The sequence below is a fragment of the Nocardioides psychrotolerans genome (assembly GCF_900113685.1).
Lineage (GTDB): Bacteria > Actinomycetota > Actinomycetes > Propionibacteriales > Nocardioidaceae > Nocardioides > Nocardioides psychrotolerans.
Genome location: NZ_FOQG01000003.1, coordinates 194583 through 209171, shown reverse-complemented (window position 1 = coordinate 209171; position 14589 = coordinate 194583). Strand labels below are relative to the sequence as shown.

General features: G+C 65.8%; 10 protein-coding genes. 6 read left to right on the top strand and 4 right to left on the bottom strand.

Going from position 1 to position 14589, the window contains the following annotated elements; translation table 11 throughout:
* The first annotated feature begins 1 nt into the window (after position 1).
* The 6 genes from BM204_RS05390 to BM204_RS23690 all read left to right on the top strand — a co-directional run bounded on the left by BM204_RS05390 (position 2) and on the right by BM204_RS23690 (position 9473).
* A complete protein-coding gene (locus BM204_RS05390; RefSeq protein ID WP_091111038.1) occupies positions 2–1615 on the top strand; it encodes a class I SAM-dependent DNA methyltransferase in 1614 nt (537 codons plus the stop codon).
* Positions 1612–2811 (top strand): restriction endonuclease subunit S, encoded by a 1200-nt coding sequence (locus BM204_RS05385; protein WP_091111036.1) that lies wholly within the window; start codon positions 1612–1614, stop codon positions 2809–2811. The genes BM204_RS05390 and BM204_RS05385 overlap by 4 nt, the downstream gene beginning before the upstream one ends.
* Positions 2811–6005: a type I restriction endonuclease subunit R gene (locus tag BM204_RS05380; RefSeq protein WP_218031158.1), complete on the top strand. Its 3195-nt coding sequence runs from the start codon at positions 2811–2813 to the stop codon at positions 6003–6005. Before BM204_RS05385 ends, BM204_RS05380 begins: the two co-directional genes overlap by 1 nt.
* On the top strand, positions 6005–7864 hold the full coding sequence (locus BM204_RS05375) for a coiled-coil domain-containing protein (RefSeq protein WP_091111034.1): 1860 nt from the start codon (positions 6005–6007) through the stop codon (positions 7862–7864). The genes BM204_RS05380 and BM204_RS05375 overlap by 1 nt, the downstream gene beginning before the upstream one ends.
* 413 nt (positions 7865–8277) lie before the next feature.
* Positions 8278–9342: an ATP-binding protein gene (locus BM204_RS05370; RefSeq protein ID WP_307725894.1), complete on the top strand. Its 1065-nt coding sequence runs from the start codon at positions 8278–8280 to the stop codon at positions 9340–9342.
* Entirely contained in the window at positions 9282–9473 is a 192-nt protein-coding gene (locus BM204_RS23690; RefSeq protein WP_501037381.1) for a DUF4143 domain-containing protein, read from the top strand. Before BM204_RS05370 ends, BM204_RS23690 begins: the two co-directional genes overlap by 61 nt.
* A 214-nt stretch (positions 9474–9687) precedes the next feature.
* Here BM204_RS23690 and BM204_RS05365 read toward each other — a convergent pair whose 3' ends face one another.
* From BM204_RS05365 to BM204_RS05350, 4 genes are all read right to left on the bottom strand, one after another.
* Positions 9688–11244, bottom strand: coding sequence for a sensor histidine kinase (locus BM204_RS05365; RefSeq protein ID WP_091111033.1), 1557 nt, complete (start codon positions 11242–11244; stop codon positions 9688–9690).
* Positions 11241–12929, bottom strand: coding sequence for a circadian clock protein KaiC (gene kaiC / locus BM204_RS05360; protein WP_246166107.1), 1689 nt, complete (start codon positions 12927–12929; stop codon positions 11241–11243). Before kaiC ends, BM204_RS05365 begins: the two co-directional genes overlap by 4 nt.
* Before the next feature lie 257 nt (positions 12930–13186).
* A complete protein-coding gene (locus BM204_RS05355; protein WP_091111030.1) occupies positions 13187–13894 on the bottom strand; it encodes an SGNH/GDSL hydrolase family protein in 708 nt (235 codons plus the stop codon).
* 63 nt (positions 13895–13957) lie between these two features.
* A complete protein-coding gene (locus tag BM204_RS05350; RefSeq protein ID WP_091111029.1) occupies positions 13958–14587 on the bottom strand; it encodes a TetR family transcriptional regulator in 630 nt (209 codons plus the stop codon).
* Between the last annotated feature and the right edge of the window lie 2 nt (positions 14588–14589).

The window sequence follows — 14589 nt, the reverse complement described above, 5'->3', positions numbered from 1 at the left end:
CATGCCACCGCGCAAGAAGACCGAACCCACAACCCCATCGACGATGAAGGAGCTCAAAGACACGCTCTGGAAGGCTGCCGACAAGCTCCGTGGATCGCTGTCGGCGAACCAGTACAAGGACGTCATCCTTGGCCTCGTCTTTCTGAAGTACGTGTCGGACGCTTACGACGAGCGTCGTGAGGCGATCCGCTCCGACCTGCTCGCCGAGGGGTATGACGACGATCAGATTGCCGACTTGATCAACGACCCGGAGGAGTACCAGGGCTACGGCGTTTTCGTCGTCCCGCCGGAGGCACAGTGGCGCCACCTGTCTGAGAACGCCAAGGGCAAGCCTGCCGCCGGTGAAGAGCCTGCGAAGACCATCGGCGCGCTCATTGACGCGGCGATGGACGCGGTCATGCGGGCCAACCCGACCCTGGTCGGCACGCTGCCGCGCATCTACAACCGCGACAACATCGACCAGCGTCGCCTTGGTGAGCTGGTCGACCTCTTCAACAATGCGCGCTTCAGCCGACAGGGTGAGCACCGCGCCCGCGACCTCATGGGCGAGGTCTACGAGTACTTCGTCGGTGCCTTCGCCCGCGCCGAGGGCAAGCGCGGCGGCGAGTTCTTCACACCGCCTTCGGTGGTGAAGGTGATCGTCGAGCTGCTGGAGCCGAATCACGGTCGCGTCTACGATCCCTGCTGCGGATCCGGGGGCATGTTCGTCCAGACCGAGAAGTTCATCCACGAGCACGAAGGCGACCCCAAGGACATCGCCGTGTTCGGTCAGGAGTCCATCGAGGAGACTTGGCGCCTCGCGAAGATGAACCTCGCCATCCACGGCATCGAGAACAAGGGCCTCGGTGCCCGCTGGGGCGACACCTTCGCCCGCGATCAGCACGCTGACGTCCAAATGGACTTCGTGATGGCCAACCCGCCCTTCAATATCAAGGACTGGGCGCGCAACGTCGAGGACCCGCGCTGGAAGTACGGCGTCCCGCCAGCCAACAACGCCAACTACGCGTGGATCCAGCACATCCTGTCCAAGCTCGCGCCGGGCGGGAAGGCGGGCGTGGTCATGGCGAATGGTTCGATGTCGTCGAGATCCAACGGCGAGGGCGACATTCGCGCCCAGATCGTTGAGGCCGACTTGGTCTCGTGCATGGTCGCCCTTCCAACGCAGCTCTTCCGCAGCACCGGGATCCCGGTGTGCGTGTGGTTCTTCGCCAAGGACAAGGCCAAGGGCAAGCAGGGAACGATCGACCGCTCCGGACAGGTGCTCTTCATCGACGCCCGCGATCTTGGCTACATGGTCGACCGTGCCGAGCGCGACCTGTCGCGGGAAGACATCAAACGGATCGGTGACACCTACCACGCATGGCGGGGGACGAAGTCTGCGACGAGGAAGTACGCCGACACTCCCGGCTTCTGCAAGTCGGCCACGCTCGCCGAGATCAAGGCTGCGGACTATGCGCTGACACCGGGCCGGTACGTCGGGGCAGCCGAGTCCGAGGCGGACGGCGAGGAAATCGAGGTCAAAATCGAGCGGCTCACCAAGGAGCTCCTCGCCGCCTTCGATGAGTCCGCGCGGTTCGAGGCTGTCGTTCGAAAGCAACTGGAGCGACTGTCATGACCGAGACGATTCGACTCGGCGACGTAGTGACGGTCGAACGTGGCACAACGTACAAGAGCGCGCTGCTGGGTCAGCCAGGCCCCGTGCTTCTGGGCCTAGGAACCATTCAGCGGCACGGTGGCTTCAGGTCCGACTCGCTTCGAACTTACGGGGGGGAATCTCCAGAGAAGCTCTTGGTTCGCCCCGGCCAGTTGTACGCATCCCTGAAGGATGTCACTCAGACGGCGGATCTCCTTGGAGCGGTGGCGATGGTTCCTGCGGGCGGCCCCACAGGCCGGCTGACACAAGACACCGTTCGGCTTGACCTCAAGTCGTCCGCGGTCGATGTCGAGTACCTGTACTGGATCCTCCGAACGCAGCAGTACCGGGAGTACTGCCGATCGCATGCCACGGGAACGACCACCATGGGTCTTCCTCGAGACGACTTCTTCGCGTTTGAGTTCCCGGCCCCGACCACGCCTCGTCGGGTGCTCGTTGACTTGCTGGGAGCGCTCGACGACAAGATCGCCGCGAATGCGAAGGCGGTCCGACTCCTTCTGGACCTCGCCGACGCCCACTTCGCGAGTGCTGTTCGGAAGGCCAACTTTGAACACCTGACATTCAAAGATGTCGCCGACGTAGGCGGCGGAGGAACTCCCCGGACCAACATCGAGGAGTACTGGGGTGGTGACATTGCTTGGGCGACTCCCACGGATGTGACTGCTCTCGCGGCCCCCTATCTGAAGCGGACCTCCCGGATGATCACGGGCGAAGGCTTTAGCGCCTGTGCGTCTGCCCTGTACCCGGCCGGGTCAATCCTTATGACCTCACGGGCGACCATTGGCGCTTTCGCCATCGCCCAGGTGCCAACCGCAGTCAACCAAGGCTTCATCGTTGTGAACGCAAAGGAGGCTCGTCATCAGTGGTGGCTCTTTCATGAGATGAAGAGCCGCGTGCAGGAATTCTTAAGTTTCGCAAATGGCGCAACGTTCCCGGAGCTTCCGCGCGGCCGCTTCAAGGATTTGAAGGTCCGCCTCACGAGTCAGGAACGGATGGACTCGTTCGGCGACCTTGTCGGGACAACGCATGCGGCAGCCGCAACGATCACGGCGGAGTCCGAGAGGCTCGCGGCAACCCGGGACGAGGTCCTGCCGTTGCTGATGTCGTCGAACGTCCGCGTCAGAGATGCTGTGAACTCTCTTGAAGGAGCGCTCTAGTGGTCAGCGAAGCCGAGTGGGAAGAGCAGATGCTCGACGCACTCTCATTTCACGGATGGATTCCGACGCCCGGCAAGGACGTTGCCCCCGGTGTTGAGGGCGGCCGTGAGTCGTGGAACGACATCGTCTTGCCGAGTCGAACCCTGATCGCCCTGCGCAAGCTCAACCCGACCGTGCCAGGTGAGTACCTCGTCCAGGCCCTGGCCGAGATACGGGCACCCAAGTCTCAAGATCCCCTGGCCGAGAACTTCCGTCTCCACCAGATCCTCGTCGACGGCTACCGGGGCATCACCTACGTCGACTCCGATGGCGTCGAGCAGAGCCCGACCATCCGGTTCGTCAGCCACAACGTCGATGACAACGAGTTCCTCGCCGTCAACCAGGTCACTATCCGGTCCGCTGAAGTCGAGCGCCGCTTCGACATCGTGCTCTACCTCAACGGCCTCCCGGTCGTGATAGCCGAGCTGAAGCGCGCAGGGTCGGAGTCGGCCGACATCGCCTCTGCGCACGCGCAACTTGCGACATACCTCCGCGAGTTCCCGATGGCCTTCCGCTTCGCCGTGCTTTCGATCATCTCCGACGGGATCACCGCTCGGTACGGCACACCATTCACGCCGCTCAACCACTACTCGCCGTGGAATGTCGACGACGAGGGCAGGCCGTTCCGTGCCGACCCGGATCAGTGGGAACCGGTGCGTCTAGAGATCGAGGACCTCGTCAACGGCGTCTGCAACCAGGAGCGGTTCCTCCAGATCCAGCGGGACTTCGTAGCCTTCGATCAGGGCGCCGACGGCTACGCCAAGCGGGTTGCCAAGCCACACCAGTACTTCGCGGTGACTAAGGCCGTCGGCCACACGGTTGACGCCGTTGAGTCCAACGGCAAAGCGGGCGTCGTGTGGCACACCCAGGGTTCCGGCAAGTCGATGGCAATGGAGCTGTACGCCCACGCCGTCGCCCAGCAGTCGAAGTTGAAGAACCCGACCCTCGTCGTGGTCACGGACCGTAGCGAACTCGACAGCCAGCTCTTCGAAGCGTTCAACCGCTCGCAGTTGCTGGCGGAGGGTCCGATAAATGTCACCACGCGCAGGCAGCTGCGCGAGGAGTTGTCCAACCGAGTGACGGGCGGCATCTACTTCACGACGTTGCAGAAGTTCGGCTTGACCGAGCGGGAGCGCGAGGGCGGCCTCGATCATCCCTTGCTGACAGTTCGCCGCAACATGATTGTGATCGTCGACGAGGCGCACCGAAGCCACTACGACGATCTCGACGGCTTCGCTCGCCACATCCGTGACGCACTGCCGAACGCCGCGTTCATCGCGTTCACCGGCACGCCGATTTCTACGGCGGAGCGTGACACGCAGGAAGTCTTCGGTGCCGTCATCGACACATACGACCTCACGCGCGCTGTGGCGGACGGCGCCACGGTGCCGGTGTACTTCGAGCCTCGGCTCATCGCTGTGAAGTTCGCAGGTGATGTCACCGAGGACGACCTCGATGCTGCCGCCGACGAAGCGGTCACCGGCCTCGACGAAGTCGAGCGCGAGCGCGTCGAGAAGTCTGTCGCGGTTATCAACGCGATGTACGGGGCGCCCGCGCGGTTGGAAGCGCTGGCCAAGGACATCCTCGACCACTGGGACAAGCGGTCGGTCGCGATGACACCGTTCATTGAGTCGCCTGGCAAGGCGTTCATCGTCGGTGCCACTCGGGAAATTTGCGCCAACCTCTACGAGGAGATCATCAAACTGCGTCCGGCCTGGCACGACGACGCCGTCGACAAGGGTGTCATCAAGGTCGTCTACTCCGGGTCGGCGTCCGATGCGGGTGTCGTGGCGAAGCACGTCCGCAGGGAGGCGCTCAACAAGGTCATCCAGAAGCGGCTCAAGGACGCCGAGGACCCGCTCCAGATCGTCATCGTCAAGGACATGATGCTCACCGGCTTCGATGCGCCACCTCTGCACACTCTGTATCTCGATCGCCCGCTCAAGGGCGCCCTGCTCATGCAGACGCTCGCCCGGGTGAACCGGACCTTCCGCGGCAAGGCCGATGGTTTGCTCGTCGCGTACGCGCCGCTCGTCGAGAATCTGAGCAAGGCCCTTGCCGAGTACACAGAGACCGACCAGGCCAAGAAGCCGGTGGGGCGCAACATCGACGAGGCCGCCGTTCTCACTCGCCAGCTCATCACTTCACTGGATGAGCTGTGCGCCGGATTCCCCTGGCGCCAGCAGCTTCTCGGAGACGCGCGGAGTTGGATCAAGGCTGCTGTCGGTCTCACCAACTACCTACGCTCGCCTGCAACGCCCGGCAACCAGCCGGCGGAGGGTGAGACCGCACTCGTCGACCGGTTCCGCAAACTCGCCAACCAGTTGGCGCGCGCATGGGCCCTGGCGGCGGGGTCGCAGACACTCGACGACCTTCGCCCCGCCGCGAAGTTCTACGAAGAGGTCCGGGTCTGGATGGGCAAGTTCGATGCCCAGGAGCGCCAGGCCCAAGGTCGACCGGTTCCCGAGGAGATCCAGCGGCTACTTTCGGGCCTCGTCGCGAGCTCCACCGAGACGGGGGAGGTGGTCGACATCTACGAGGCGGCTGGCATGCCCAAGCCGTCACTCTCCGACTTGGGGCCAGAGTTCGCCACCAAGACGTTGCAGGCCGAGAACCCGCACCTCGCGATCGAGGCGTTGCGTGCCCTCCTGACCGAGGAGACGGCCAAGGCGGCGCGACACAATCTGGTGCGGAACCGAGCCTTCTCGGAGAAACTGCGCGAGCTGATGAACAAATACATCAACCAGCAGATCACCTCCGCCGAGGTCATCGCCGAGCTGATCGAGTTCGCCAGGGAGGTCGCGGCCGAGGGAAACCGCGGTGCGCACTTCACGCCGCCACTCAATTCCGACGAGCTCGCGTTCTATGACGCCGTCGCTTCCAACGCGTCCGCCGTGGAAATTCAAGGTGAGGACGTACTTGCCCAGATCGCCCGCGAGCTTCTCGGCGTGATGCGCCGCGACATCAAGACAGACTGGACCGTCCGTGATGACGTTCGCGCAAAGCTGCGCTCGTCGATCAAGCGGCTCTTGGTGAAGTACAAGTACCCGCCGGACAAGCAGCCGGAGGCGATCCGAATCGTCATCGAGCAGATGGAGAGCATGGCGCCAACCTTCCTGGCGCCAACCCCCGTCGAGCAGAACGGAGCTCACTAATGGCTGTCGGATATCGATCGATTCTCCGCCTCGACGAGCGCGAGGACGCCGTCCGAATCGCCAAGGAACAGTTCCGCAGTTGGCTCGTCGAGATGGTCCGCGACCCACGCAAGACCATCGAGTTGTCCGACTGGAACGGCCCAGGAACGGTCCGGCTTGGGCCGAACTCGGTCCTGACCGTCGTTGAGCAGGTGGGCGAAGATCAGCTGACTCGACTCCTATTGGACTACGTCGAGACCAACGACGACGGCACGTGGACGACCCGCCTCTACGCCACCTCTGCTCCGGGGTCGCGTCGGCTGAAACAGGTCTTGTGGTTCGAGGGGGAGGGTGAGCGCAGAGACGGATCACCCGTGCAGCCGGGGACCCCGCGGGTAGTTCGCAACACGCTCCAAGCGGTCGATGCCTACGACGGATCGGTGCCCGTCCTGAGCGAGCCCCGCACGGTCGGAGTTGATGATGTTGATGATCTCGTCGGTTTCATCGAGGACACGCATCGCGATCTGTCGATTGTCGTGGCTGCGCCGGTACCCGGGGTTCCGGTTGCCACGTGGGCGAAGGCGGTCGCCACGCTGACCCGGGACGCCATCGGGTGCGCCTCTTTCTTCATCCTGGAACCGGATGCGGCTGACGCGCTCAATGCCCAACTCGGTGCCACGCACTCGATCCCGATGGGGGCGGTTCGTACCTTCGTGCCACGAGTCGTGCTTGGCGACTGGGCGGATGCTCGTCGCCACCGAATCCTTACCGCTAGGACGATGAGCCAAGGCCTTGACACGGACTTCCGTGGCGAGCCCCGGTTCTCCGAGCGACTGATCCGAACTATTGCAATAACCCCGCGTCTCCACCTCCTCGAAGCGGAGATGGCGGCAGAGTTGACTCGTACAGTGCGCGTGCTTCAGCGGGAGCAGATCAAGCCTGAGGCGACGCCGGTCCCTGAACCTGTTGTCGCCAGTCAGGACGACGTCGCCGTCGACGTTGCGGTCGCCGAGTTCGGGCCCTCATGGCTGGGCAAGCTCAAGGGGCTGGTGTACCGGATCGCCGGGCGAGAGGCAGTGGATGAAGCGGCACTTCAGGCCATCGCAGACAGGTTCGAGCAGCAGGAGGCGATTGTCCTGGTTGCCGCCAACAACGCTGAGAAGCTCCAGGTCGAGCGTGAACGGCTTGAAGACCAGGTCGCCGACTTGCGCCGTCAGTTGGAAGCCGAGCAACTCGAGAGGGCGCTCGCGGAGGTGGAACGCCGCGACGCCGAGAAGAAGGCGAGGTCGCTGGAGCGTTGGCGTGCCGAACGCGCCGACAAGTACACCTACGTCGAGGAGCAAATCTCGGCATCGGAGTCGGACCCGGTGAGCGTCTCGGAGATCGTCGAGCGCCTCACCGACCCAGAGAACTTCGGCGACATCCTCAAGTACGTCGAACTGACCGATGTCGACAAGGCCATCGACGGGGCGGATGAGATTGACGCTGCCGACCCGAACGGAACCTACGCCTCGTCCTTCTGGGAGTACGTTTTGGTCCTGCGGGACTACGTGGCGGAATGCGTCGAGCACGGCTTCAGTGGCAACCTCCATATGTACCTCAACTCTGCCGATGTCCACGGGCGGAAGTGCCCGGCCCACCGGCACAAGGCCAACGAGAGCGACACCGTGCAGAACAACGCTCGGATGCGGCGCGAGCGCACCTTCCCTGTCCCGACCGAGGTCAATCCCGCGGGGGCGGTCTTCATGGCGACGCACTTCGCGCCGACTCACCGCGACCAGAACGCACCCCGGATGTACTACGCCGCCGACGTTGCCAAGACCAAGAAGGCGTACATCGGCTACATCGGTGTGCACCTGTCGAACACCAGGACCAACTGATGGGCGGGTTCAGTCCGCAAAAAGTCCGCAAGACGGCCCATTCTGCCCGATCGCAACCAACGCAGCCCGTCGGCGCTAGGCACAGTGCTGGCGCAGGTCAGCGCCACTCTTCGACGATCTTCAATGACGGTCGTGGACAGCCGAAACCCGGCCGAATGCTACCCCTGGTACTACTAACGCGGCGCGGTGATGCAGGTCAGAGAGGTGTAGGCCTCGTCAGTCCGCACAGAGTCCGCAACAATTTCAACGAGTCTGGCTCCTGGACCAGTGGGCGAACCCTGAGAGCGGTGAACAGATGAAACACTTCAACTGATCATCGAGTTCGTCGGATTGCCTAGTTCGTTGGCGCCGAAACGCCTGGTTCCTAGGCGTCGAAACGCTTAGTTCACCAGCGTCGATCTGCTATTCGGGTCGTGGAGTATCGACGACGTGTCATCGACGAGTTGCTCGACGACCTCTTCCCCCATCTCGCAGCAATCGCGTTGGAGGGTGCAAAGGGCGTCGGCAAAACGGCGACGGCCAAGCAGCGCGCACGCACGGTCGTTTCGCTGGACCTTCGCGCGCAGCGGGAAATTGTTGCGGCCGACGTCGACTACGTCACTCGTCTGCCGCCGCCGGTACTGATCGATGAGTGGCAGCTTCAGCCTTCCGTCTGGGACCGCGTCCGCAACGCGGTCGACGACGACTCGAGGGGCAGCCAGTTCTTGCTCGCCGGCTCCGCGGGCGTCGACCCGGGCGTACGTATTCACTCCGGCGCCGGCCGTATCGTGAGCCTGCCGATGCGCCCCCTCTCGATGGCCGAGCGCGGAGTGCAGGATCCGACGGTGTCTATCAGCGAGCTGCTCAGCGGGAGTCGGCCGGTCATCACAGGTAGGTCAGGCGTAGGTCTGTCCTTGTATGTCGACGAGATCCTGAGGTCAGGTTTCCCTGGGATCAGGGATCTGCCCGAACGGGCGCGGACAGTCCAGCTCGACAGCTATGTGTCGCGCATCGTTGAGAAGGAGCTGCCCGAGAATGGCCTGAACGTGCGGCGCCCCGAAGCGGTGCGCGCTTGGTTGATCGCGTATGCGGCAGCAACCGCGACGGACGCGGCGTACACCAAGATCTTGGACGCCGCCACGGCTGGGATTGTCGACAAGCCATCGCGCGCCACCGTCGACAACTACCGCGAGCACCTGAGCCGGATCTTCGTCCTCGACCCAGTTCCGGCGTGGGTTCCGATGTTCAACCCACTCAAACGGCTGACGCTCTCACCGAAACATCACCTCGTGGACCCTGCGCTGGCAGCGCGCCTGGTGGGTGTCGGAAGGGCCGGATTGCTGCAGGGTGCTGGTGACAGAGTGTCCGCGGCAACGGGAACCTGGCTGGGTGCCCTGTATGAGTCGCTCGTGGTTCAGAGCGTCCGGGTCTACGCCGCATCCGCATCGGCACAAGTGGGGCACCTGCGCACCAAAAGACCGAGCGTGAGGTCGACCTGATCGTAGAAGGCGCCGACCGGCAGGTTGTCGCGATCGAGATCAAGCTGAGCGAGACGGTCAGCGACAAGGACGTGCGTCACCTCAATTGGCTCCAGGCTAGATCGGCGATCGGTTGGCCGACCGCGTCGTGATCACCACCGGCGAACATGCCTACCGTTGTCGAGACGGTGTCGCCGTCGTCCCGCTCGCCTTGCTGGGGCCGTGAAATAGTGTCGTTGTGCGTGGCGAATGCGTGGTATGACGACCGCCGGCGACAGACTGCGGCCAACGACCACCAGCGCGTTTGTGCTGGTCAGCAGCACATTCCGCAGACAACGCGATCTCCGACTTCGACGCGTCGTGCCGCTACGAAGGATCCATGCCCTGTTGGTGGTCGTCGGCGGGGCGTAGGCGGACGCGGAAACACGAGCCTGTGGGGGAATTGGGTTCATAGCTGGTCTGCCCGCCGTTCGCCTCGGCCAGTCCATACGCGATCGACAGACCGAGACCCGTGCCGGTCTGTGCGTTCGTCGCCGGGGTGTCGGCGCGGGCGAACTTGTCGAACAGCCTTGGCACGAACTCTGGTGGGACCCCCGGCCCATGATCGATGACATGGACCTCGACGGCGCCGCGCCCCCGCGTCGCCTCGATCCGCACCGGCGGCTCGCCATACTTGACGGCGTTGGTCAGGTAGTTCTCCAGGATGCGGGCCAGGTGAAGGGGGTCGACCAGGACGACCAGATCCGGTGGACAGGACACCGACACGTTCGCGCCGTCCTGGCCGACGGCTTCCAGGCACCGCCCGATGGCCTCCCGCAATCCGATCGGTTCGGGCCGCGTGTCCAGCTCACCACTCTCGATTCTGGACACCTCGAGCAGGTCAGACGTGAGCGCGACCAGGTGTCGGGATTGGCGGTCGATGACGGCGAGGAATTCCCGCTTGTCCTGCTCGCGCAGTGTCGCCCATTCCTTGGTCAGGAGCTCGGCATAGCCCGCGATCACCGCGATCGGGGTCCGCAGGTCGTGGGAGGCGACGGCGATGAAATCACGCATGGTCTCGTTCGCCGCGAGGAGGCCGTCGTTGGCTGCGGTCTTCTCGGCGAGGAGGCGGCTCCGCTCGGTGAGGTCGGTGGCCACCAGGCAGATTTCGTCTCCCTCGGGAGCCAGTGGGGCTGCCGAGACGGACACGGGCACGAGGTGTCCGTCGGCGCGGAGCAGCTCGAGGGTGTGACGCGTCGGGCCGTGCTCCGCCTCCGCGAGCAGCGCCCGTGCCCCCTCCTGCGCGGGCTTGGCCGTCAGCTCCGTCAAGGTGCGCCCCAGCACCTCGGTGGACGTCAGGCCCACGAGCTCGGCGAAACGCGGGTTGGCGTAGAGCACGGTGCCGGTGGGGTCCAGGCTCGCGGTGGCCTCCTGCATCTGGGTCACGAGTGTCCGGAAGAACCTGTCGACGTCGTGCACCCCGATCATCTCCGTGCCTGCGGCGCGTTCGGAGGCCAGCGCGTCCACCGCACCGGCCGCCACGGCATCGAGCGCCCCCTCGGCGACGGCCAGCCGTGCGGCCAGATCCGCGTAGCTGCCCCCCCGAGGGGAGGTCGTCGGGGTGGTGAGGCCGAGCGCCGCGAGTACCTCGTGACGGTTGGACAGGTCACCGATCAGGCGGACCTCGGGCGGCGGGTGCTTCTTGATGAGGGTGGGAGCGGCGAGGAGGTGGAGTTCGCGGGCGAGCTCCGGGTGCTCGCGCAGGTCGATCACCTCGAGGGTGTAGCGCTCCGGGAGCAGCTCGTCGCAGATCGCGCGCACGTTGGCCACCGCGCGCCGCGACGCCTGGCTGCCGGGGACGAGGTAGAGGGCCAGGAGGTATTTTTCCGGCGGCTGCTCAGCCCCAGGCGCGGCACCGGGATCGATCTCCGGGGTGAAGTTCACGGCGGTCCGGCGCTTGGGCCGCCGCTCGAGGAGCGCACCTCCAGCCGGGCGCGTTCCTCCGCGGCGAGTACCGCCCCGCGGTCCAGTCGGTCTTCCATCTCGGCGTCGGTCGCCGCTCGGTCCGTCTCCAGCTGCGCCTCCAGCGCGGCTATCTGCGCGAGCACGACGGCTTGCGCCGCCCCGCTCCGGCGCGCGGCGGCCTCGAGCATCCGATCGCGTTCCAAACGGTCCGCCAGATCGCGTTGCTGCGCCTCGACCCGCGCGCTTCCCATCAACAACCCCCCCGCGCCGGCGTAGGCGTCCACGATCTCGATGCCCGAGTTGCCCAGCAGGAACTCGCGGCGCTGGTGGGAATGCGTCGACCCGCGCGACTTCTGCACGAGGATCCCGCGGTTGCGCTCGCCCAGGAACTCGTGGTGGGACAGCAACAGCCAGGTGTCCACCAGGCTCGAGATCCCGATCGGATCGCGGTCATCCTCCTTGATCAGCGTCGTGAGGAGCACCGTGATGCCGCGCATTTTGAGGAAGTCGATCAGGCGCGCGAGCATCGACTTGACCCCGCGATGCTGGCCGGCGAACGCACTCAGCGGATCGATGATGACCGTCGTGGGTCCGTAGGTGGACACCGCCTTGTGGATCACCGCCAGGTGGGTCTCGAGCCCGGACTCCGACGGCTTGCGTGGAACGATCTCGAGCGTGCCGTCGCGCAGGAACGGGTCGAACTCGACCCCGATCGAGGTCAGGTTGCGGGTCAGCTGGCTGGCCGACTCCTCCAGTGCCAGGTAGAGGCAGCGCTCCCCGCGTCGGCACGCCGCGGACACGAACACCCCCGCCAGGCTCGTCTTGCCGGATCCCGGCCCACCACTGACCAGCACGGTGGAGCCACTGAAGTAGCCGCCGCCGAGCATCTCGTCCAGGCGCGGCACCCCGGTGTTCACGCGGGTGGTCGGCGCCTCGCTCTTGAGTTCCACGGAGGTCAGCGGGAAGACGCTGAAGCCGTCGGCGTCGATGGTGAAGGGGTACTCGTTGGACCCGTGGGAGGAGCCGCGGTACTTCACGATCCGCAACCGCCGTGTGGAGACCTCTGCCTCGACGCGGTGGTCGAGCAGGATCACGCAGTCCGAGAGGTACTCCTCGAGCCCATGACGAGTCAGCGTGTTCGCGCCGCGCTCGGCGGTCACCACCGCCGTCACCCCGCGGTCCTTCAGCCAGGCGAACAGGCGTTGCAACTCCCCGCGCAGCAGGGACTCGTCGCCCAACCCCCCGAACAACTTCTCGACCGAGTCCAACGCCACGCGCTTGGCGCCGACCGCAGCGATCGCGTGGTCCAGGCGGATGAACAAGGCCTCCAGGTCGTACTCGCCGACCCTGTTCAGCTCGCCCGGGTCGACGCGCACGTGCTCGATCTCCAACAGGCCCCGCTCGACCAGGCTCGCCAGCCCCCAATTCAGCGAGGCGGCGTTCGCGACCAGCTCAGATGCGGTCTCCTCGAAGCTGACGAACACCCCCGGCTCCCCCGACTCGGAGGCCCCGGACACGAGGAACTGCATGGCCAGCAGGCTCTTGCCGTCACCGGGTCCCCCGCACACCAGCGCGACCCGCCCCTGCGGGAGCCCTCCGAGCGTGATTTCGTCGAGGCCGGCTATTCCGGTCGACGCCTTCGCCGGCGTCGCCGACGAGAACATGTCATCGTTCATGGATCCTTGCCCCCACCCCGCAACAAGCTCCTGGACCCTCCATGAGCATCCAGTCGCGAGCGTAGCGCGTTCAACCGGTGTCGCTCCATGCTTGAAGGATCTGCAACGGGGAGCTGGTGAGCCTGTCCCGGCCGCAGGCAGCGGTGGAGCACCTGGTCCGGCGACCCAAGGTCAGCCAGCCATGCGTCTGTCGTCGAGCGGCTCCGAACGTGCCGACTTCCCCTGGTCCCACTGATCCGACCCGGTCAGGTCAGCCGTGCCCGCACCACCGGCTCGAAGGCGGTGGCGATCGCGGCGTATCCGGCATCGTTGGGGTGGAAGAAGTCGCTCGCGAGCCGCCCCTTCCACGACGCGGGACCGGTGACTCGGAGGTCGACCATGACGATCCGGCCTGACGCCGCGGCCCGCTCGACGTGCACGTTGGCCCGCGTGGCCGCGCCGCTCGGCTGCGGGAGCGTGGCGACCGCCGTGCCGGGGGGCACCCGGTCGACCATCGCGGCGAAGCCGTCCGGGAGCCGGTCGCGCTTGGCGCGGCGGCCGAAGAGATCGTTGGACCCGACCAGCACGGTCACCAGGTCGTTCTCGCACACGCCGATCCGATCCAGGGCCGGGAGCTGCTGGTCGAGCACGTCGGGCACTCCGGCGCCGGTCGCGGACAGGTTGATCACACGGAGGTCGTCGCCGCTCGTCGCCAGCCGCTGCGCGAGCTGGCCCACCCAGCCGGCGTCGTACGACGTCGCGCCGATGCCCTGGGACATCGAGTCGCCCAGGACGATCCAGCGCCGGCCGGGCAGGTCGAGCGTCTGGAGGTTGTGGGCTCGCCAGGCCTCCGCGTAGGGCTCGACCTGGTTCCACACCCGAGCGACCCCCGGCAGCACCGCGCTCATCGTCCGCACTGCGCGTCCCGGGCCCCGGCCGGTGCGGTTGTCGTAGGTGAAGCTCGCGTGACTCACGTCAGCAACCTTGCCTGATCGGGGAAGGACGGCACCGCGGAGGCAAGTCCCGGCGCCGACTCGTCACGTCCCGTCGGGTCGTCCACCGAGGCTGGAGCAGGCCTTGGTCAGGAGGTCGCCGAGGTCGGTGTCCTCGGCGTCGAGCCAGCGCCCGATGGCGGCCTGCCAGACCCCGGTCGCGGCTGCGGCGACGCTGAGCGCGGCGAGGTCGTCGTGAGGGACGCCTCGTCGGTCTGCGAGTGCCGCTGTCAGCGTGTGCTGCCACGACAGCAACACGTCGTAGGTGCGCCCCCGCAGCAGGGCGGAGGTCACGACGGCCTGTCGCTGGAGCAGGAGCATCTCCCGGTCGGCGGCCAGGTCGTCGGCGACGGCGGCCAGTGCGACGAAGGCCGTGGCGAGGTCGTCGAGCCCGGCCGGGGCTGCGGCGACTGCCTCGCGCAGGAGTGCTTGGCGCGCGCGACGATCGGGGTTGAGCACCTCGTCCTTGGCGGCGAAGTAGCGGAAGAACGTGCGCGGGGAGACGTCGGCCTCGGCCGCGATGGCCTCGACCGTGGTGGCGTCGAACCCGTCGCGTGCGAAGAGGCGGAGCGCGGCGTCCTCCAGGGAGCGTCGGGTGGTGTTCCGGCGCCGCTCACGCAGTCCGAGGCGCGGCTCGGGAGTCGGCTCGGAGGAAGGTTCCGCTCGTGCGCTCATGC